The 21,206-nt window shown below is 68.7% G+C and carries 17 protein-coding genes; 4 read left to right on the top strand and 13 right to left on the bottom strand.

Annotated elements, in window-relative coordinates:
• Nucleotides 1-25: 25 nt before the first annotated feature.
• The 4 genes from HGB39_RS20905 to HGB39_RS20890 form a co-directional block, all read right to left on the bottom strand.
• Complete coding sequence (locus HGB39_RS20905) at nt 26-1,351, bottom strand: SLC13 family permease (protein ID WP_005571248.1); 1,326 nt, start codon at nt 1,349-1,351, stop codon at nt 26-28.
• An 81-nt stretch (nt 1,352-1,432) separates the two neighbouring features.
• Complete coding sequence (locus HGB39_RS20900; RefSeq protein ID WP_005571247.1) at nt 1,433-2,653, bottom strand: CaiB/BaiF CoA transferase family protein; 1,221 nt, start codon at nt 2,651-2,653, stop codon at nt 1,433-1,435.
• A 183-nt stretch (nt 2,654-2,836) separates the two neighbouring features.
• Complete coding sequence (locus HGB39_RS20895; RefSeq protein ID WP_005571245.1) at nt 2,837-3,484, bottom strand: IclR family transcriptional regulator; 648 nt, start codon at nt 3,482-3,484, stop codon at nt 2,837-2,839.
• Between the two features lie 172 nt (nt 3,485-3,656).
• A complete protein-coding gene (locus tag HGB39_RS20890) occupies nt 3,657-4,352 on the bottom strand; it encodes a FadR/GntR family transcriptional regulator (RefSeq protein WP_005571243.1) in 696 nt (231 codons plus the stop codon).
• A gap of 79 nt (nt 4,353-4,431) precedes the next feature.
• On the opposite strand from HGB39_RS20890, the gene HGB39_RS20885 reads away from it, so the two are divergent.
• From HGB39_RS20885 to HGB39_RS20875, 3 genes are read left to right on the top strand one after another with little or no spacing between them, the layout of a single operon-like run.
• Nucleotides 4,432-5,187 carry a (Fe-S)-binding protein gene (locus HGB39_RS20885; protein WP_043792367.1) on the top strand — a complete coding sequence of 252 codons (756 nt, stop codon included), beginning with the start codon at nt 4,432-4,434 and terminating at the stop codon, nt 5,185-5,187.
• The gene (locus HGB39_RS20880) at nt 5,184-6,665 is read left to right on the top strand and encodes a LutB/LldF family L-lactate oxidation iron-sulfur protein (RefSeq protein ID WP_005571241.1); all 1,482 of its coding nucleotides are present in this window, start codon (nt 5,184-5,186) and stop codon (nt 6,663-6,665) included. Before HGB39_RS20885 ends, HGB39_RS20880 begins: the two co-directional genes overlap by 4 nt.
• Entirely contained in the window at nt 6,662-7,273 is a 612-nt protein-coding gene (locus tag HGB39_RS20875) for a LutC/YkgG family protein (RefSeq protein WP_005571240.1), read from the top strand. The genes HGB39_RS20880 and HGB39_RS20875 overlap by 4 nt, the downstream gene beginning before the upstream one ends.
• 43 nt (nt 7,274-7,316) lie before the next feature.
• On the opposite strand, the gene HGB39_RS20870 is transcribed toward HGB39_RS20875, so the two are convergent.
• Together HGB39_RS20870 and HGB39_RS20865 are read right to left on the bottom strand one after the other, a co-directional pair.
• Nucleotides 7,317-8,138, bottom strand: coding sequence for an alpha/beta hydrolase (locus tag HGB39_RS20870; RefSeq protein WP_043792365.1), 822 nt, complete (start codon nt 8,136-8,138; stop codon nt 7,317-7,319).
• Nucleotides 8,135-9,151 (bottom strand): PHP domain-containing protein, encoded by a 1,017-nt coding sequence (locus HGB39_RS20865; protein ID WP_005571238.1) that lies wholly within the window; start codon nt 9,149-9,151, stop codon nt 8,135-8,137. The genes HGB39_RS20870 and HGB39_RS20865 overlap by 4 nt, the downstream gene beginning before the upstream one ends.
• A gap of 157 nt (nt 9,152-9,308) precedes the next feature.
• On the opposite strand from HGB39_RS20865, the gene HGB39_RS20860 reads away from it, so the two are divergent.
• On the top strand, nt 9,309-11,378 hold the full coding sequence (locus tag HGB39_RS20860; protein ID WP_005571236.1) for a PhoX family protein: 2,070 nt from the start codon (nt 9,309-9,311) through the stop codon (nt 11,376-11,378).
• Nucleotides 11,379-11,420: 42 nt separating this feature from the next.
• Here HGB39_RS20860 and HGB39_RS20855 read toward each other — a convergent pair whose 3' ends face one another.
• The 7 genes from HGB39_RS20855 to HGB39_RS20825 all read right to left on the bottom strand — a co-directional run bounded on the left by HGB39_RS20855 (nt 11,421) and on the right by HGB39_RS20825 (nt 21,175).
• Nucleotides 11,421-12,233, bottom strand: coding sequence for an NmrA family NAD(P)-binding protein (locus HGB39_RS20855; protein WP_005571235.1), 813 nt, complete (start codon nt 12,231-12,233; stop codon nt 11,421-11,423).
• A 4-nt stretch (nt 12,234-12,237) separates the two neighbouring features.
• A complete protein-coding gene (locus HGB39_RS20850; protein WP_005571234.1) occupies nt 12,238-14,187 on the bottom strand; it encodes a hydantoinase B/oxoprolinase family protein in 1,950 nt (649 codons plus the stop codon).
• Complete coding sequence (locus HGB39_RS20845) at nt 14,184-16,286, bottom strand: hydantoinase/oxoprolinase family protein (RefSeq protein WP_064080193.1); 2,103 nt, start codon at nt 16,284-16,286, stop codon at nt 14,184-14,186. The genes HGB39_RS20850 and HGB39_RS20845 overlap by 4 nt, the downstream gene beginning before the upstream one ends.
• A gap of 182 nt (nt 16,287-16,468) precedes the next feature.
• Nucleotides 16,469-17,125 (bottom strand): SRPBCC family protein, encoded by a 657-nt coding sequence (locus HGB39_RS20840; protein ID WP_005256040.1) that lies wholly within the window; start codon nt 17,123-17,125, stop codon nt 16,469-16,471.
• Nucleotides 17,122-19,620, bottom strand: a complete 2,499-nt coding sequence (gene cutA, locus HGB39_RS20835) for an aerobic carbon-monoxide dehydrogenase large subunit (protein ID WP_005569711.1) — start codon at nt 19,618-19,620, stop codon at nt 17,122-17,124. Before cutA ends, HGB39_RS20840 begins: the two co-directional genes overlap by 4 nt.
• Nucleotides 19,617-20,261 carry a (2Fe-2S)-binding protein gene (locus HGB39_RS20830; protein WP_037203495.1) on the bottom strand — a complete coding sequence of 215 codons (645 nt, stop codon included), beginning with the start codon at nt 20,259-20,261 and terminating at the stop codon, nt 19,617-19,619. The genes cutA and HGB39_RS20830 overlap by 4 nt, the downstream gene beginning before the upstream one ends.
• A gap of 2 nt (nt 20,262-20,263) precedes the next feature.
• Entirely contained in the window at nt 20,264-21,175 is a 912-nt protein-coding gene (locus tag HGB39_RS20825; RefSeq protein WP_005569712.1) for an FAD binding domain-containing protein, read from the bottom strand.
• Between the last annotated feature and the right edge of the window lie 31 nt (nt 21,176-21,206).

The following is a 21,206-nucleotide window of genomic DNA, read 5'->3' as shown; positions in this document are numbered from 1 at the left end:
AGAACCTTCTCGAGAGGGCAGGGGGTCAGAGCGAGGTGGGAACGACGATCAGGGCCCAGGCCACCAGCGGGGCGAGGAGCACGACCAGGCCGCAGTAGGCCAGGACGCTGCGCTGGAACCGTTGACGGTCTTCGACGTCGGCCTCGGCCACCACGATGGATCCGTTCGTGGCGAAGGGGCTGACGTCGACGACGGTGGAGGCGAAGGCCAGCGCGATGATGAATCCCAGCGCGCCGAGTTCCCCGGCGGCGAGCATGGGTGCGGCCAGCGGCAGCGCGATGCCCAGGGTGCCGATCGAGGAGCCGACCGCGGAGATGATCGCGGCGGCGTACAGCAGGATCAGCGCGGCGGCGAGAGGGGAGCCGAGGTGGGTGGCGGCGTCGCCGAGGAAGTCGAGGGTGCCGTTTTGTTTGAGCACCGTCATGTAGGTGAGCATGCCGCACACCAGCACGACGGCCGGCCACGCCACCTTGTCTTCGATCCGGGGCATCTTCTTCGGGGCCATCAGCAGCAGGACCGTGCTGATACAGATCGAGCTGACTCCGACGTCGACGTTGAAGGCCACCGAACCTACTGCCAGGAGCAGGATTCCGATGAGCGTCGCGACCCGTTCCCGGTTGAACGGGGTGTGGCCGATGACGTCGACGTCGGGCAGGACGGCGGTCGCGGAGGCGGTGCCAGATCCCGGGCTGGGATGGGGGCGGGTCGGTGCGCCTGCGCTGGCGCCGGTGATCTCGTCACGGTCTTCGGGCAGCTCGTGGAGCAGGTCGCGGCCGTAGATGGCGAACAGTACGGCGAGGAACAGGGTGTTCAGTGCGAAGGGAACGATGAACAGCAGCATCGGGTTCGCCTCGTACCCGGCGGATTTGATCAATCCGTTGACGAAGGCACCGTAGATCGTGATGGGCGAGAACGCGCATCCCAGAGCGCCGTGGTTGATGGCCATGCCCATCAGCAGGGGGTTGATCTTCTTTTTCCCGGCCAGCCGCATGGCGATGGGGGCGAGCATGCCTGCCGCCATCGGTGATCCCAGGGCCATCAGCGCGCCGGAGAGCAGGAACATCATCCACACCAGCGCCCAGCGCCGTCCGTGGACCAGGCGTAGGGCCGATTCGACGATGATGTTGATGGTGCCGTTGGCCTTGGCGATGGCGAACAGCAGGGTGATGCCGGCGACGATCAGGAAGATGTCACCGGGAAATGCGTCGACGATGTCGTCGATCGGGATCCCCGACACCCATCCGCCGACGAGGAAGGCGCCGGCGAAGGCGAGGATGCCCATGTTGATCGGCACCTTGGTGGCGATGGTGAAGATCAGTACGAGGGCGAGGATGGAGATGGCGTAGACCATGGGACCGTGTTCTTTCCGTGCGGGGCAAACGGGAAAGGTGCGGCTGCACCAGGGAGCAGAGGGGCGGCGGAAGCCCGCGGGTCAGATGACGCCTGCCGTGCGCAGTGCGTTCAGGCGCTCGGGCGTCAGGCCCAGCATCCGGCCCAGTACCGGCTCGGTGTCGGCACCGAGATCAGGCCCCAACCATCCGACTTTCGTTGCCTGGCCGTCGAACTGAGGTACCACGCCGGGGAAGCGCACCTCCTCGGACGAGCCGTCTTCGACGTCGACCTTGAACGGCTGGATCATCCCGCGGGCCAGATAGTGCTCGTCGGAGACGATGCGGGCAGCGTCGTAGACGTCGCTTGCCGGGACACCGGCGTCGGACAGTTCGGTGACCACGTCTCTCGTGGATCTGGTCGTCGTCCATGCCACGATCGCCTCGTCGAGAACGTCTTCCCGTAGGTAGCGTTTGGTGCCGTCGACCAGGTCGGGATCACTCGCCAGGTCCGGGCGGCCGACGGCGTTCATCAGCCTGGCGAAGACTCCGCTGGCGTTCCCGGCGATCAGAACCGAGCCGTCGGCACACGGGTAGGAGCCGCTGGGCACCACACCGGGAAGATTGCCGGCGGTGCGCTCGCGCACCATGGCATAGGCGTCGAAGTCAGCGGTCAGCGACTCCATCGCCATGAAGACCGATTCGTAGAGTGCGACGTCGGCGACCTTGGGTCGCGGGTGGTCGCCGCCGCGGGCTTTGGCCAGAAGCATCATCAACGCGCTGACCGCGCCGTAGAGACCGGCGAGGGTGTCGCCCAGCGGTGCTGCCGGACGCACCGGCTCACGGTCGGGATAGCCGGTCACATACCGCAACCCACCGAACGCCTCAGCGACGCCACCGAAGCCGGCGCGCTGCGCATAGGGGCCGTTCTGGCCGTAGCCGGAGATCCGGACCAGGGCGATGTCCGGGTTGGCTGCCTGTAACTGTTCGGGTCCGATGTTCCAGCGTTCGAGTGTGCCGGGGCGAAAGTTCTCGATCACGACATCGACGTTGGTGGCCAGGTCGAGCACCAGCTGCTGCCCCTCGGCGCTCTTCAAATCGAGCGTCACCGATCGTTTGTTGCGGGCGATGGTGCGATACATCATCGAGGTGGTGCCCCTGCTGCGACGCCAACCGCGCAGCTCGTCACCACCGTCGGGACGTTCGATCTTGATGACCTCGGCGCCGAAATCAGCCAGCAGCCGAGTCGCGAAGGGCGCTGCGATGAAGTTGCCCAGTTCCAGGACAGTGATGCCGTCGAGCGGACCTGTGGTGGCGTTGTTCATGACGCTCCGATTCCTGTCGGCGATGCGATCAACCTTCGTGATGACCCATTATTTGGGTCATTGTGGCCCGAATAATGGGGCAACCATAGTGCTCCGGGTCACAGAGCGCAACGATGCATGCCGGCCGGCACAGGTCGAGACGACAAGAAGAGACGCACCCGCCGCGGCGAGCCGGCGTCCGGGTCAGGAGTCGAGAAGTGACTTTTCGATGCGATGAGCGGCGTCGATGGCCGAGGGACCGAGGCGGGGGCCGGGATCGTCACCGAGCCGGTGCAGTGGGCCCGACACGCATACCGACGCGACGATCTCGCCGTGTACTCGTACCGGTGCACTGACCGAGCCGAGGCCGGGAACCCGCTCGGAGAGCGTCTGCCACCAGCCGCGGCGTCGCGCGACGGGGTCGTTGTCGAAATCGCCGGCCAGCACGTGACCGCTCGACCCTTCCGCCAGCGGAAATGTGGTGCCGACCGGCATGGTGGCCCGTAGTTCGTTCGACGATTCGACACTGGCGGCGCACAAGCGCAGGTCACCGCGCCGGACCCACAACTGCGAGGACTCACCGGTGCCCTCGCTCAGCTCCCGAAGCACCGGCATGGCGATATCAGTCATCCCCGCCGCAGTGAAGCGATACCCGAGCCAGTATCGGCCCTCGGCATCTCGCCGCAGGTAGCCATAGTGCGCGAGCTCGGCCACGAGACGTTGGGTGGTCGACTTCGACAAGCCGACAGTGCGCGCAAGCTCGCTGGTGATCATCGGTCGTAACTCGACGGCGTCGATGATGGCGAATGCGCGCGACAAGACACCGACCGTCTTGCGCTGCTCGTCCGCCATGGCCCGATTCTCCCCACGAAACCACGCCCGCGAACTGCATGGTGTTGCCGCTTGTGTCACACGATCCTAGCTTCGAGCACCAGCGACACGACGGATCACTGGTCTGGTCACCTCTCCAACTCGGCGGCGGTGCCGATGCTGTACTCGCCCAATCGCCGCCCGCCTCTACACGTCACCCACGCACGGGTGCGAAACGCCCGTAGAAGCCCTCGATGTGCTCCCGTACCAGGCCGGCGGCCTCGGCGCCGTGTCCGTCACGAAGGGCGGCGACGATGCCGCGGTGCTCGCAGCGGAGGTGGGTCGCGACCGCAGGCCAGTCGTCGAGGAGCGGAACGGCCTGCATGACGTAGCCGTGAATGGAGTCGCGGAGCGAAACCATCATCGCCTCGACGAGGACGTTGCCCGCGAGTCCGGCCATCGCGACGTGCAGGTCGGCGTCGAGCCGGTGGAACGCCTCGGGTGAGAGCCCCTCGTCGTCCATTGCGTCGAGCAGTGTGTCGATGGCCGAGAAGTCGAGGTCGCGGGCCTGCCCGGCGGCTTCCTGCACCGCCCACGACTCGAGCAGCGTTCGCGTCTGGACCACGTCGCGGATGGGCAGCGTGCGCGTCGCCATGTGCAGTCGGAGGGCCGCGCCGATGGATGCGGCCGGGTCGGCGGCCACGATCGCGCCTGCGTCCGGTCCGGACCCGACGGCGGTGCGGACGATGCCCATCGCCTCGAGCACGCGCATGGCCTCGCGGACGGACGAGCGTCCGACGCCGAGTTCCTCCGCGAGTGCGCGTTCGGCCGGCAGGCGACCGCCGACGGTGAGTTTGCCGGCCGCCAGATCCTGCTCGATGCGGTGCAGGACGACCTCGTGTGTGCGCACGATCAAAGTTTACCTGGTGTGGTCTGACCACAGTGCGCTACTGTGGTCAGACCACAGCCCAGCCCGGTTGGAGTACCCGATGAGAATCGCCCTGTTCGCCACGTGCCTGGCGGATGCCCTGTTCCCCGAATCCGCTGAGTCGACGGTCCGTCTCCTCGAGCGGCTCGGCCACGAGGTCGTGTTCCCGCCGAAGCAGACGTGCTGCGGGCAGATGCACGTCAATACCGGCTACCAGGCCGAGGCGCTGCCGCTCGTCCGTCACCACGTGGAGGCGTTCGAGAGCGGACCGTCCTGGGACGTCGCGGTGGCGCCGTCCGGTTCCTGCGTCGGATCCGTCCGGCACCAGCATGCGATGGTCGCCCGCCGGTACGGCGACGAATCGCTCGCGACGCGCGCCGAGGAGGTCGCGTCCCGGACGTACGAGCTGTCGGAACTGCTCGTCGACGTCCTCGGTGTCACCGACGTCGGCGCCTACTACCCCCACCGGGTGACGTACCACCCGACGTGCCATTCGCTGCGGATGCTGCGCGTCGCCGACAAGCCGCTGCAGCTGCTTCGCGCGGTGCGGGGGATGACGCTGATCGAGCTCCCCGCGGCCGAATCCTGTTGCGGTTTCGGCGGAACGTTCGCGCTGAAGAACTCCGAGACGTCGACCGCGATGCTCGCCGACAAGATGGGCAACGTCCTGAGCACGGGCGCCGAGGTGTGCAGCGCCGGCGACTCGTCCTGTCTGATGCACATCGGCGGCGGACTGTCCCGGCTGCGCAGCGGGGTCCGAACCGTCCATCTCGCCGAGATCCTGGCGAGCACCGAGAAGATCGGGAGCAACGCATGACCACGTTCCTCGGCTCACCCACCTTCCATGCGGGCACCGGAAACATCCGGGGCACAGAATCTTTCCCCGACGCGGCGCGGAAATCACTCGCGGACACCCAGCTGCGCGCCAATCTCGGCGCGGCCACCACCACCATCCGCAACAAGCGCATCGCCGCGGTCGCCGAGGTCGACGACTGGGAGGAACTGCGCCGGGCGGGCAGCGCCCTGAAGGCGGACGTGATGGCGCGGCTCCCCGAACTGCTCGTGCAGTTCGAGGAGAACGTCACCGCCCGCGGCGGCACCGTCCACTGGGCGCGCGACTCGGAGGAGGCGAACCGGATCATCACCGACCTCGTGCGGGCCACCGGCTCGGACGAGGTCGTGAAGGTCAAGTCGATGGCCACTCAGGAGACGGGCCTCAACGAGCACCTCGAGGAGAACGGGATCGCGGCGATCGAAACCGACCTCGCCGAACTCATCGTCCAACTCGGCGAGGACAAGCCGAGCCACATCCTCGTTCCCGCCATCCACCGCAACCGTGCCGAGATCCGCGAGATCTTCCTGAAATCGATGCCCGGCATCGACAAGGACATCACCGACGACCCGCGGGCGCTGGCGATGGCCGCGCGGGCGCATCTTCGGCGAAAGTTCCTCTCCGCGAAGGTGGCGATCAGCGGCGCGAACTTCGGGGTCGCGGAAACCGGGACCCTCGCGGTGGTGGAGTCGGAGGGCAACGGGCGGATGTGCCTCACCCTCCCCGACACCCTCATCACCCTCATGGGCATCGAGAAACTGGTCCCGACGTTCACCGACCTGGAGGTGTTCATGCAACTGCTGCCGCGGTCGTCCACCGCCGAGCGGATGAACCCGTACACCTCCATGTGGACCGGGGTGCATCCCGGCGACGGCCCGCAGAACTTCCACGTCGTCCTCCTCGACAACGGTCGCACCAACGTGCTCGCCGACGAGGTCGGGCGTTCGGCGCTCCACTGCATCCGCTGCAGCGCCTGCCTGAACGTGTGCCCCGTCTACGAGCGGGCGGGCGGTCACGCGTACGGGTCGGTGTACCCCGGCCCGATCGGCGCGATCCTCAGCCCGCAACTCACCGGGACCACCGGTCACGACGACCCGAATGCCTCGCTGCCGTTCGCGTCGACGCTGTGCGGCGCCTGCTTCGATGCCTGCCCGGTGCGCATCGACATCCCCAGCATCCTGGTGCACCTGCGCGCGGAACAGGTCGACTCCGAGCGGCACGGACTTCCGGGCGGCCAGGACCTCGCGATGAAGGCCGCGGGCTTCGTGATGGGGTCGGAGAAGCGGTTCGCCGCCGCCGAGACGGCGTCCAAGATCGGCCGGGTGCTGGGCGGCAAGAAGGGGCGCATCACGTCGCTGCCGTACCCGGGGTCGAAGTGGACCGCGAGCCGCGACCTCCCCTCACCGCCGAAGGAGACCTTCCGACAATGGTGGGCCCGCACTCACGAGGACACGACACGATGACCGCACGCGAAGAGATCCTGACCCGGATCCGGTCGGCGCTCGCCGAAGCGCCCGCCCCCGAACCCGTTCCCCGCGACTACCACCGGCAGCCCGCGTCGGGACCCGGGGACGTCGAGTTCTTCGCCCACACCGTCGACGACTACCGCGCGCAGGTCCACCGCGCCGAGGAGGGGACGGTCGCCGAGGTCGTCACCGGGCTGATCGCGGAGGGGGCGCGCGCCGTCGTCCCGCCGGACCTGCCGCTGTCGTGGCGGCCGCGACGTGACGTCGTCGTCGACGGGGAACCCGCCGAACTGTCGACGCTCGAACTCGACGCGCTCGACGTGGTCGTCACCGGCTGCACCCTCGGGATCGCCGCCACCGGGACGATCGTGCTCGACGGCGGCGCCGGTCAGGGGCGGCGGGCGCTGACCCTGGTCCCGGATCACCACATCTGCATCGTGCGCACCGATCAGATCGTCGACACCGTGCCGCAGGCCTTCCAGACCCTCGACGCGACCAAGCCGCTGACGTTCATCAGCGGTCCCAGCGCCACCAGCGACATCGAACTCAACCGCGTCGAGGGCGTCCACGGTCCGCGGACGCTGGACGTCGTCATCGTGCGCTGACGCGCCTGTGCGTGGCCCGCGAGTGCAGAGACTCGTCAACCACTCACGGGGCGCGGAGCGCCCTCGCGGCCAGATCGGCGGTGGCGCGGACGATCTCCGCGCCGCCGAACATCACGTCGTCGTTGTGTCCCGCCCCGGCCAGCACGACCGTTTCCACCGGGCCGAGCGCCGCATCGGCCACGCGTGCACTCTGCTCCGGTGGGACGACGATGTCGGCGGTGCCGTAGACGACGGTGGTGGGCACATCGATGCGTGCGACGTACTCCGCGACGGGGAATCGATCGCGCAGCAGCAGCCGGACCGGCAGGAACGGGTAGTGCGCTGCGCCGACGGACGCGAGGTCGACGAACGGCGACCGGAGCAGCAGGCCCGCCGGTGGATGCTCGGTGGCGAGTTCGGTGACGACGCCGGTGCCGAGGCTTTCCCCGAAGTAGAGCAGCCGCTCCGCCGGCACGCGACGCTCGTCGACAAGGTATCGGCGGGCCGCCCGGACGTCGAGTGCCAGCCCGTCCTCGCTGGGGTGACCGGGGTTGCCGCCGTACCCGCGGTAGTCGAAGAGCAGCGAGGCGAAACCGGCGGCGGCGAGGTCCGACGCCAGCAGCGCCCGGTCGGCCCTGTTGCCGGCGTTCCCGGCGGCCACGAGCACGGTCATCAGCGGATCCCCGCTCGCGGGTGGGACGTACCAGGCGCCGAGTTCGAGGCCGTCCGACGTGGTCAGCGTGACGTCCTCGGCCCCGGCGATCAGCCGGTCCGCGGGCGGCACCGGGGAGGGGTCGGGGTAATAGATCAGTCGTCGCTGCAACACCCACACGGCGGCGACCAGCAGAGCCACGACGACGAACGCCCCCACGCCGACGCGGATCATTGCCGAATCGGTGTTCCGGCCCACTCCAGCAACTCGGCGACGGGCAGGGTGTTGATCACGTCCGACGGCTCGACTCCGCGTTCGGCGGCGCGCTCGCAGGCGTAGCCCTGCCAGGCGAGCTGACCGGTGGTGTGCGCGTCGGTGTCGATGGAGAACTTGCACCCGCTGTTCAGCGCGAGGTCGATCAGGCGTCCCGGCGGGTCGCGGCGCTCGGGGCGGGAGTTGATCTCGACCGCGGTGCCGTACTCGCGGCACGCCTCGAATACCCGTTCCGCGTCGAACTTCGATTCGGGCCGCGGCCCCCGCGCACCCTCGACGAGCCGGCCGGTGCAGTGCCCGAGGACGTCGACGTGCGGGGACTTCACGGCCTGCAGCATCCGCTTGGTCGTCGTCGCCCGGTCGGTGTCCAGGTGCGAGTGCACGCTGGCCACCACGATGTCCAGGTCGGCGAGCAGGTCGTCGTCCTGGTCGAGGGAGCCGTCTACGAGGATGTCGACCTCGATGCCGGTCAGCACGCGGAACGGCGCGAGCTCCGCGTTCAGTTCGGCGACGACGCTCAGCTGGGAGAGCAGCTGCTCCGACGACATCCCGTTCGCGACCGTCAGTCGCGGCGAGTGATCGGTGATCGCGCAGTACTCGTGGCCCAGGGCGGCCGCGCGGCGCATCATCTCCCGGATCGGGCACCGGCCGTCCGACCAGTCGGAATGGGTGTGCAGGTCGCCGCGGAGCGCGTCGAGCAGCTCCGTGCCGCCGAGGCCGATCGGCTCGGCCGCATTGCGCAGGTACGTCAGGTACAGCGGCACCGACTCGGCGCACTCACGGATGATCGCCGCGGCCTCGGACCCGATGTCGGGCGGCGACACCCAGCCGCGCTCCTCCAGATCGGCCAGCGCGTCCTCGTCCGCGTACGTCAGCACGTCGGCCGCCCGCCGGAATGCGGCGATCCTCGGTGCCTCGTCACGCGAGCGCTCGAGCCAGAACGCAATTTCCCGCAGCGCTTCGACGGGGTCCATCTTTCAATGGTGCACGGCTGCCGGGCTGCTGGCTAGGAGCAATTTCTGCCAGAACTTAGGCTCCCCTCGTTGTCCACACGTTCATACAAATGTTCCCTTCGTCTCGCTTACGACTTCTACGGTGCCGGAGTTGTCCACATTCGAATCGGGAGCCACGGTGAGCTTGAAACCCCTCGCACTGTTCGTCAATCACGACGGAGTGTCCTCGCGCGCGTCCGTCACCTGTCAGTACAAGTGCGGAAACGCGTGCTCCCACGACGTGCCCAACACCTCGCACGGCGAGTACTTCCGTGACATCGCCCGTACCGCGCTGTCGCGGCGCGGGATGCTGCGCGGGACGGGGATGGCCGTCCTCGCCGTCGGCGCGGGCAGTGCGCTGGTGGCCTGCTCGGACGACTCCGGCAGCGGAAGCGTCTCCGGCACGGGCGGTTCTGACGGTTCCGCGCCCGCCGGGACGAACTTCGACGCCGTCGCCCCCAACACCGAGGACGCCCTCGTCGTCCCCGAAGGGTACGAGCAGGCCGTGGTGATCCGCTGGGGCGACCCGGTGCTGCCCGGGGCTCCCGCGTTCGACTTCGACAACCAGACGGCGCAGGCGCAGGCGCAGCAGTTCGGGTTCAACAACGACTTCGCCGGACTCCTGCCTGTCGAGGGCCAGCCGAACACCTTCCTGCTGGTGGTCAACCACGAGTACACCACCGAGCCGTTCATGTTCAAGGGCTACGACGCCGAGAACCCGTCACCGGAGCAGTTCCAGACCGCGCTCGCCGCCCACGGACTGTCCGTGGTGCAGGTGAAGGGCGAATCCGCCTCGGGCACGCTCACTCCCGACTTCGGACCGTACAACCGGCGCATCACGGCGACGACGGAATTCGTCGTCACCGGTCCCGCCGCGGGCAGCGACTTCCTGAAGACGTCCGCGGACCCGACGGGCACGAAGGTGCTCGGCACACTGAACAACTGTTCGGGTGGCGTGACACCGTGGGGAACGGTGCTGTCGGGGGAGGAGAACTTCAACCAGTACTTCGCGAACGCCGAACTGGTCACCGATCCGGCCGTTGCCGCACGGCTGAAGCGGTACGGCGTGGAAGGCGCTGCGTCCGAGCGCAAGTGGGAACGGTTCGACAAGCGTTTCGACCTCATACAGGAGCCGAACGAGGTCAACCGCTTCGGCTACGTCGTCGAGGTCGACCCGTGGGACGCGGCGTCCGCACCCGTCAAGCACACGGCACTGGGCCGGTTCAAGCACGAGGCCGCCACCATCCACGTCACCGACGACGGCACCGTCGTGGCGTACAGCGGCGACGACGAGCGCTTCGACTACATGTACAAGTTCGTCTCCAGCCGCAAGGTGATGGACGGCAGGAGTCAGGCCGCCGTGCGCCACAACATGACGCTGCTCGACGCGGGCACACTGTACGTCGCGAAGTTCAGCGGCAACTCGGCGGACGAGATCGACGGGTCGGGTGCGCTGCCGGCGAGCGGCACGTTCGACGGCACCGGCGAGTGGATCCCGCTGCTGCGCACCGGTGAGGACGGCCGGGGTGAGTCGCTCATCGACGGCATGAGCGCCGAAGAGGTGGCGGTGTTCACCCGTCAGGCCGGCGACAAGGTCGGTGCCACCAAGATGGACCGTCCCGAGGACTTCGAACCCAGCCCGACGACCGGCAAGGTGTACGTGGCGCTGACCAACAACACCAAGCGCGGCGTCGACGGGGCGGCAGCGGCCGACGAGGCCAACCCGCGGAACAACAACAAGAACGGCCAGGTCCTCGAACTCACCGACGACCACGCCGGCACCGCGTTCACGTGGAACCTGCTGCTCGTCTGCGGTGACCCGCAGGAGGCCGACACCTACTTCGGCGGCTTCGACAAGGAGAGCGTCAGCCCGATCTCCTGCCCCGACAACCTGGCGTTCGATCCGCACGGCAACCTGTGGATCTCCACCGACGGCAACGCGCTGAAGTCCAACGACGGCCTGTTCAGCGTCGTCCTCGAGGGCCCGAACCGGGGGGAGACCAAGCAGTTCCTCACCGTGCCCAAGGGCGCCGAGACGTGCGGTCCGATCGTCGGCGACGAGCGGGTCACGGTGTGCGTGCAGCACCCGGGGGAACTGGACGACGCCAGCGCCGACAACCCGGCGTCGCACTGGCCCGACGGCGGCGACGCGCAGCCGCGTCCCGCCGTCGTGGCGGTGTGGAAGTCGGGCGGCCGGATCGGCGTCTGACCCCAGGTGAGTGGCAAAGTGTGCCCCAGCACGCTTTGCCACTCACATGGCGGGGGTGGGCGGACGCCCGAGCAGCGACTCGAGCAGCGCGCAGCCCGCGAGGAACCCGTACCGATCGTAGAACTCGAACATCGCGGCCAACCGGGCGCGACCGTCGTCCGTCAGGTTCCGCCCGTGCCGCGACATCCATTCGTCGACGGACACCTGGTTCACCGACACCGGCCCTCCCGACCGGTCGCACAGATCCCGGACGCTGAGGGCCTCCGGGCCGCCGAGTTCGTAGGTGGCGCCGTGGTGGATGTCCGCGCCCTCGGCGAGGATGCGGGCCGCCACCTCCGCGACGTCCGCGAGTGCGACGAACGAGAACGCCGCGTCGGGACTGTAGGGCAGTTCGACGGTGGTCGCCGTGCCCGCCAGCACGGCCGCGAAATTCTCGGCGTAGGCGCACGGCTGCAGGACGGTCCACCGGAGCCCGCCGAACGTCCGGAGCGCGTCCTCGCACCGCGCCTTGTCGACGTGGTGGGGCATGAGCGGGGTGTACGGCCAGGCCACGGAGTGGTAGACGAGATGCTCGACGCCCACCGACGCTGCGGCGCCCATCGCGTTCCGCAGCAGCGCCGGCTCGTCGGGGTGCACGTTGGGGGCGATGAAGTACACGCCGCGGCAACCCGACAGCGCCTCGTCCAGTCCCGTACCCGTTTCGAGGTCGACGGCGAAGTCGCCGGGACGCCGGGCGGTGTGCACCACCCGGCGTACGTCGGCGAGCCCCTCGAGCGCCGCCACGACGGCGGCTCCGGTCTTCCCCGCGGCGCCGATGACGGCGATCTCGGCGCCGCGGGAGAGTGACTCGGTCATCGGATCACCGGTCGATGAAGTCGAACTCGGCGAATTTCGCACCGCCGGAGAGGCGTTCGTAGCCGGGACCGCGGTCGAAGAACGGCTCGTCCAGACCGCGGTCCGCGCGCATCTGCTCGCGCAGCGCCTCGGTGGCGTCGACGTCGGCGACCGGTTCCCCGGTCGCCGACGCGAGCACCACACCGTAGTCGACGCGTGCGCCCTCCGCGGACACCTTGCCCCACAGCACGTCCCGGACGACTTCCTCGATCGGACGGTCGAGCGGGTCGCCCCAGCCGCCGCCACCGGTGGTGCGGATGCGCACCACTTCGCCGGCCTTGATCGGTTCGGCGTCGGTCAGCGCGTCGAACTCGCGCTCGTTCGGGCCGCCCGGGTCGAGGACCACCGAGAAGGGGCGTCCGGCCTTGCCGCCCTTGACTCCCCAGCAGGAGAGGATCGAGCGGTCGGCGATGGACATGAAGTTCGCGTCCTTGAGCATCCGGATGTGCTTCTCGTAGCCGAGGCCGCCGCGGTAGCGTCCGGCGCCGCCGGAGTCCTTCGCCAGGCCGAGCTTCTCGACGATGAACGGGAACCGGCTCTCGGTGAATTCGGTCGGCAGGTTCCGTGAGTCGGGGACGACGTGGATGGTGTCCTCACCGTCCGCGTAGTGCCTGCCGCCGGACCCGCCGCCGAGCACCTCCCGCATCAGGTACGAGTGCCCGTCGAAGTCCTCGCCGTACACCCCCGTGTAGCGGATGGTCTCCTGGTCGGCGGGCATGTTCCCGTCGACGGCCTTGGCGACGACGCCGGCGAGCACGCCGAGCAGCCGCAGGATCACGAACGTCCGGGCGTTGGTGGGCGCCGGGAAGATCGGGGTGATCAGTGTGCCCTTCTCCGGGAACTTCATCTCGATCAACGGCACGACACCCTCGTTGACGTCGAGTTCCGCCATCCGCTCGGGACTGTCGGCGAGGTTGCGGAGGATCGGCGCGAGCCACTTGATGAGGAAGTTGCCGTCGGCGTAGTCACCGCAGTGGTTGATGGGACCCTTGGCCTGCGGGCCGGTGCCGTTGAAATCGAGGATGAGGCGTTCGCCGCCCTCGTCCTCGGGGCCGGTCTTGGTGAGCGTGATCCGCTGCCGGTGCAGCATGGGCTCGTCGACGCCGTCGTGTTCGGCGTAGTCCTCCCACGTGTACTCCCCCTTGGGGATTTTGCTGAGGATCTCCCGCCGGTACGTCTCGGTGGTCGCGTCCATCATCGCGTCGAAGCAGGCCTCGACGGTGTCGCAGCCGTACCGCTCGAACAGCTCGGTGAGGCGACGGGCGCCCATGAGGCACGCCGAGCACTCGGCGTCGAGGTCGGCGGCCAACGCGTCGGGCATCCGCGAGTTGCGGGTCATGATGCGCAGCGCCGCCTCGTTGGGCACCCCCTGATCCCACAGCTTGATCGGCGGGACCATCAGGCCCTCCTCGTACACCGTGGTCGCACCCGAGGGCATCGATCCCGGGCAGCAGCCGCCGATGTCGTCGTGGTGGCCGAACGCCTGCACGAACGCGACGACGGACGGTTCCGTATCGCCCGGCCGGGTGGCGAACACCGGGACGGTGACGCAGAGGTCGGGGAGGTGGCCGATGCCGCCTTCGGACAGGTAGACGTCGTTGTGGAAGTAGACGTCGCCGGGCTTCATCGTGTCGAGTGGGAAGTCCCGCGCCACCGGATGCACCAGCGCCGAATACGAACGGCCCGTGAGCTTCCGGAGGTTGCGGTCGTGGATGCCGGCACGGAAGTCGTGCGCGTCGCGGATCATGGGGGAGCGGGAGGTCCGCGAGATCGACGTCTCGACCTCCATCTCGACGCTGGCGAGGTAGCCGGCGACGATCTCCACCAGCACCGGGTCGGGCGTCGTTCCGTCGACCGGTGTCAGCCGGTAGGGCTTGACCGCCTGCACTGCAACGGGTTCGGTGGTGACGGTCATCGGTTCGCTCCGTTCGAGTCGGCGATCTTGGTGATGCGGATGTTTCCGAAGGTGTCGATCCGCGCCTGGAAACCGGGGTGCACGGGGATGGTGGAGCTGAATTCCTCGATCACCGCGGGACCTTCGAGGACGTCGCCGGCGCCGAGCCGGGCCCGGTCGTAGACCTGGGTGGTGACCCACTCGTCGAAGTACGCCGGACGGGTGCCGGTCACGGCGGATTCGGCTCCGGTCCCCGCCGCGATCTCGTTCAGCGTGGGGCGCTTGATCGGGCCGATGCCGCTGACGCGCAGGTTGACCCACTCGACGTGCTGGTGCGGGTCGCCGCGGAAGTCGTAGCCGTACAGCTCCTGGTGTGCCTGGTGGAACCGTTCGGCGGCCTCGTCCATCAACTCCTGCGTGACGGGACCTTCACCGACGGGCACCCGGACCTCGAAGGCCTGGCCGAGGTAGCGCAGGTCCGCCGAGCGCGCGTACTTGCGCTCCGCCTCGCCGAAGCCTTCGTCGGCGAGTGCGCGTTCCGCCTCGGCGGCGAGCGCGTCCAGCCCGGACTGCAGTTCCTCGATCTCCAACCGGTCGTGCCTGCAGACGTGGGTCTGCACGTAGTCGTTGCGGACGTCGACCGTGAGCAGACCGAATGCGGACACGTTGCCCGGGTTCAACGGAACGAGGACGTCCTTGAGCCCGAGGATGTCGACGAGCCGGCAGGCGAGCAGCGAACCGGATCCGCCGAACGTCACCAGCGTGAAGTCGCGGACGTCGAGACCGCGCTTGACCGTGATCTGCCGCAGCGCGTTGGCCTGGTTCCACGCCGAGACCTCGAGGATGCCGGTGGCGCACGCCTCGAAGTCGAGCTTCAGCTGGTGGGCGAGCTGCTCGACGCCCTTGCGGGCCAGTTCGGTGTCGAGGGGAATCTCGCCGCCGAGCAGGTGGGGTGGGATCCGGCCGAGCAGCACGTGGGCGTCGGTGATCGTCGGCTCACTGCCGCCCTTGCCGTAGCAGAGCGGGCCGGGGTCGGCGCCCGCCGACTGCGGTCCGACACGGAGCGTGCCCTCAGGGGTCTGCCAGGCGATGGAGCCACCGCCGGCGCCGACGGTGACGACGTCGATCATCGGGATCTTCGACGGGTACGCCCCCACCCGGCCCTCGGTGGTGAGCGCGGGTTCACCGCGGACCACGACGGTGACGTCGGTCGACGTTCCGCCGCCGTCGCACGTGAGGACCTGCTCGACACCCGCGACACTCGCGATGAGCGCCGCACCGAGCGCGCCGGCCGCGGGGCCGGACAGCACCGTCGTGATCGGCTGGTGCACGACCTCCTTGGCGGAGAGCACGCCACCGTTCGACTTCATCACGTAGAACGGGATGTCACGGGCTTCGCCCTCGTCGGAGGAGAACTCGCGCAGCCGGTTCGCGATATTGTTCACGTAGTTGCGGATGTTCGGCTTCACGGCCGCGTCGACCAGCGTGGTGATGGACCGCTCGTATTCGCGGTACTCGCGCAGCACCTGGCTGGAGATGCTCACCGTGGCCTCGGGGTATTCCTCGAGCAGAAGATCCCGGACGCGGTTCTCGTGGCTCGGGTTTGCGTACGAGTGCATGAGGCACACGCCGATGGTGCGGATGCCCCGCTCGGCGAAGAACCGGGCCGCTTTGCGGACGTCGTCCTCGACGAGGGGGCGGATCTCGCTGCCGTCGAACGCCAGCCGGCCGCCGATGGTGCGGACGCGGTCGGCGGGGACGATGCGGTCGGGCTTGACCCAGAAGTAGGAGTTGCCGTAGCCGTCGGGGACGGACTGGCGGGCGATCTCGAGGACGTGCTCGTAGCCCTCGGTGGTGATGAACCCGAGGTTCTCGACCTTGCCTTCGAGGAGCTTGTTGGTGGCGACGGTGGTGCCGTGGCTGACGGCACCGATCGCGTCGCCGGTCTCGCCGAGCTTGGCGAGCACCTTCTCGATTCCGGTGAGGAATCCCTGCGCCGGGTCGGCAGGCGTCGAGGGTGTCTTGGTGGTGACGACGGCTCCGGACTCCTCGTCCACAGCCACGACGTCGGTGAATGTTCCGCCGGTGTCGATACCGACCCGAATCTTTCTGGATTCCACGATTCCTCCTGGGCTCGTCTCGCGTACAGCAATTGCACCGCGTCCGCCGCCCGGTTTCTTTGTCACATATCGCCGAACTCACCGGTCCTCGTTCGGCGCTGCCCGCGACCGGAGGCCCCGGACAGACGACAGCACCCCGAACCGGACGGTTCGGGGTGCTGTGTGACGAGGTGTTCGCGACGCTACTTCGAGCAGGTGCCCCGCACGAGGATGCCGCCGACGAGAACACCGGCGAGGGCGATGCCCGCGCCGAGTGCGGCCGACGCGAGAACGGTTGCCGTGGAGGTGCCCTCGGGCACCCGCACCCGCGCTGCGGCCGCCGCGGGAACCGGGGCCGCCCCCGCGACGCCGGCGACCGCCGGAACCTCGCCCGGCGCCGCCGCGACCTCGGCCGCCGGGATGCCGTTGGCGATCACGCCGTCGATGCCCTTGAAGAACACCCCGGCCATCTTCTTCGCGACGCCGGTGATCATCCGCTGCCCGACGCCGCCGACCATGCCGCCGACGACGGCGTCCGCGTCGTAGCTGAGCAGGGTGCCGCCGTCGCGTTCCTCGAGCCGCACCGTCACGTCGGCCTTGACGGTGCCGGGGGCACCGGCTCCCGATGCCGTCATCACGAACGACTCGGGCCGATTCTGCTGCGACAGAATCACTTCGCCGTCATAGGTGCCCTTGATGGACGCGACACCCGCCGTGATGGACAACTTGTAATGGTTGTCGCTGAGCTGCTCGAGGGCCTGCACCCCGGGGATGGTCGCCGCGAGGACCCGTCCGTCCTGCAGATTGTCGTACACGGCCTCCGGTGGGGCCGTCAGTAGGGCGGTGCCGGCGATTCTCATTCGTTCTCCTTGCTCTGTGACGACGCGTGCGCGAGGCGAAGCTCGAACAACTCTGACGGGGATATCGGCATGGAGGTGATCGGGATGCCTTCGGCGTCCTCGATCGCTGCCGCGATGACGGCGGACGTCGGGATCACGCCCGCCTCGCCTGCGCCCTTCATCCCGAGGGGATTGAGGCCGGACGGGGTGACGGTGTGGTCCATCTCGAGCGAGTCGGGCATCTCGGTGACGAACGGCATCAGGAAATCCATGTACGACGCGTTGAGCATCTGGCCGTGCTCGTCGTAGACGATCTTCTCGTACAGCGCGCCGCCGACACCCTGCGCGACGGCGCCCATGACCTGGCCCTCGACGATCCGCGGGTTGATGACGTTGCCGCAGTCGTGGATCACGGCGTACCGCCGCACGTGGATCTCCGCCGTCACCGGATCGGTTTCGACGATCGCCGCGTGCACGCCGGATGCGAACGTCGACGTCGGCGGCGAGTAGTAGCCGGTTGCCTCGAGCCCGGGTTGTTCGCCCTCCCGGACCGGCGGAATCGTCATGTCCGTGTCGGCTTTCGCGAATCCGGTGGCCTGCCTCGACGCGTCGTCGAACGCGTAGCGCAGCGGGTTCGACAGCACGGCGACCACACCCAGCGAGATGGACGTGCCCTCGGCGCCGGGCAGCGTGCCGATCTTGCACACGTGCCCACCGCGCAGTTCCAGTTCGGCGGGATCGAGGTTCAGCGCCTCACCGGCGATCGTGCGGGCCTTCTCCGCCACCATCTGCGCGGCCACGTGGAACGCCGAACCCGACATCACGGCGCCGCGGGACGCGAACGTGCCGACGGCATAGCCGAATCGGCGGGTGTCGCCGGTGACGATCTCCACGTCGGTGACCGGCACGCCGAGATCGTCCGCGACGATCTGCGCGAACGCCGTCTGATGGCCCTGACCCTGGGTCGTCAGACCCGTTGCGGCCTTGACCTTCCCGGACGTCTCGACGAGAACGTGGGCGCCCTCGTACGGTCCCGGCCCGGTGCCCTCCACGTAGGCGCCGATCCCGATGCCCACGGCCCGGCCTTCCGCCGTGGCCTGCTTCTTGTACTCGGCGAACCCGTCCCAGTCGATGAGCTTCTTCAGCTTGTCGATCCCGGCCTGGTAGTTGCCCGTGTCGTAGATCAGCGGGCGGCCGTCCTGGAACGTGAGGTGGAAGTCGTACGGCATCTCCTCGGGCCGGATGAAGTTGTGTTCGCGGACCTCGATGACGTCCTTGCCGAGATATTTCGCGATCGCGTCCATCGCCCGTTCCATCGCGAACACGGCCTGCGGGCGGCCGGCGCCGCGGTAGGGCGTGACGATGACCGTGTTCGTGTACAGCGAGTACGCGTCCACCCGGAACGATTTCGGCTTGTACGGCCCGAGCACCTGCGTCGACGTGTTCAGCATGACGATGATGCCGTACGGCAGGTAGGCGCCGTTGTCGTGCCAGAACGTGAAGTCGAACGCGAGGAGTGTGCCGTCGTCGTCGAATCCGACCGTCACTTCCTGGATCTGGCCGCGCTCGTGCGCGCTCGACACGAAGTGCTCGCGCCGGTCCTCGACCCATTTGACCTCGCTCGAGATGCCCGCCGTCCCGAGCCGCCGCGCGGCCCAGGTGACCATGACCTCCTCCGGCCACGGGTGCACGATCTTGACGCCGAAGCCGCCACCGACGTCGGGTGCGATGCAGTGGACCTTGTTGTGCGCCATCTTCAGTCGTGCCGCGATCGCCGCACGGGCCGACGTGGACGTCTGCGTGGACGTCCAGAACGTGAGCGCCTGCTCGTCGGTGTCCCAGCGCGCGTAGACGCCCTTGCCCTCCATCGGCATCGACGCCGACCGCTCGATCTCGAGGTTCAGGGTCAGCCGGTGCGGTGCGTTCGCCAGTTCCGCGTCCACGTCGCCGAATCCGTGCTGCAGGTGCGCCGCGACGTTGTCGGGGACGTCCGCGTGCACCGCGTTGTCCGCCTGCCGCGCCACGTCGATGCCCACGACCGGTGGGAGCATCTCGTACGTGACGTCGATCTTGGCGCACGCGTCCTCGGCGATGTACCGGTTGTCGGCGACCACCATCGCGATCGCCTCACCGACATGGTTGACCTCGTCCTTGGCGAGCGGATACCCGTTGCGCGGGGCGGTGATCGCCGGATGCGGGATCAGGAGGGGCAGGTTCTCCGCCATCTCCGGGGAGTCGTCCACGAGGTCGTCGTACGTGTAGATCGCGTGCACACCGGGCAGATCGAGCGCAGCATCGATGTCGATCCCCGTGATGCGGGCATGCGCGTGCGGTGACCGGACGAACGCGGCGATGAGCGCGTTGTGGCCCAGATCGTCGAGGTAGCGGCCGTTGCCGGACAGGAGCCGGGCGTCCTCCGTGCGGGGAATCGGCTTGCCGAACAACTTCTCCGACGCGGCGGGCGCGTCGGCACCCTTGGTGGGCGCGGGCTCGGTGCGGGGTTTCGTGACGCTCATGCTCGCCCTGCCCTTCCACCGACCGGGTTGGTCGTGCCGCGGACCTTCGGATCGAGTGAGGCCCGCGACGACTCGTCGTCCTGGCCGAGCGGGAACTCGCCCGAACGTTCGCGCTTGATCTCCGCGGCACGCAGCACGGCCGCCCTGATGTTCTGGTATCCGGTGCACCGGCAGAGGTTTCCCGCGATCGCGTCGGTGGCCTCCTCGCGGGTGGGCGAGTCGTTCTCCTCGAGGAACGCGGCGATGGTGGTGACGAAGCCGGGAGTGCAGAATCCGCATTGCAGGCCGTGGCAGTCGATGAACGCCTGCTGCACCGGATGCAGGGTGCCGTCGGGCTCGACGAGACCCTCGACGGTGGTGACCGCCCTGCCCTCGAGGCTCGCCGCGAGCACCAGACAGGACCGCACGGGTTTGCCGTCGAGCAGCACGGTGCATGCGCCGCAGACCCCGTGCTCGCAGCCGACGTGTGTCCCCGTCTGGCGCAGATGGTGCCGGATCGCGTCGGACGCGAGCGTGCGCGACGGCAGCACCACCGTCTGCGTCACCGCGTTGAGCGTGAACGTCACCGCGACGTGCTGTTCGCCCGTCTCCTCCTGCAGTTCGGCGAGTTGCTCGTCGATGCTGCCCGTTGCCTTTGCCATGGTCACCTTCCTCCCGCCGACGCGTGCACGGCGGCACCGTCGAGCACTGCATCCTGCGCGGCCGCGAACCCGACCCGGGCGGTCAGCGCCGCCACCAGCTGCGACCGGTACCGCGCGGTGGCGTGAATGTCGGGCTCGGTGTCGATCCGCTCCCGCGCGAACTCGGACAGATTCCGCCACAACGGGTCCCGGTCGTCCGTCGCGGACGCACCCCGCAGCACATCCGTGTAGTCGACGACCTCACCGAGTTCGCCGGCCGACACGTACGTCATCCGGGCCTCCGCGACCGCACCGCCTTCGACCCGCACCTGCGCCGCGACCCCGACGAGCGCGTAGTCGCCGTGCCTGCGGGCGATCTCGTCGATCGCCGTCCCGACACCGGGCTCGGCGGCCGGGACGGTGACGCTCGTGGCGATCTCGTCCGCCTCGAGCGTGGTTTCGAGCGGCCCGGCGAACAGGTCGGTCGAGCGGATCTCCCGGACCCCGCGCACCGAACGCACGCTGACCGAGCCACCGAGCAGCGCGAGCACGGCCGGCATCTCGGCGGACGGGTCGGCGTGGACGATCGAGCCGACCGTCGTGCCGCGGTTGCGGATGGTCGGGTGTGCGACGAGACGCAGCCCGCGGCCGATCAGCGGCTGCACCTGCGCGGCACCGCGGTCGGCCTCGAGCACCGAGTGGGTGGCCAGTGCGTCGAACGTGACACCGAGCTCACGTGACGACGACACCGCGTCCAGCCGGGGGATGGATCCGATGTCGACGAGGTGCGCCGGCGCGGCCAGCCGCATGGACAGCAACGGGATCAGCGACTGCCCGCCCGCGAGCACCTTTCCCTCGTGAGCCACGTCCGCGAGGATCTGACAGGCCTCGTCGATCGACCGAGGTCGGTGATAAGTCAGTGGCGACGGTTTCATTCCTCAGATCCTGCCCGTATCGTACGCTCGA

Source organism: Rhodococcus opacus (genome assembly GCF_012396235.1).
Lineage (GTDB): Bacteria > Actinomycetota > Actinomycetes > Mycobacteriales > Mycobacteriaceae > Rhodococcus_F > Rhodococcus_F opacus.
This window is presented reverse-complemented; position numbering and strand designations above follow the sequence as displayed.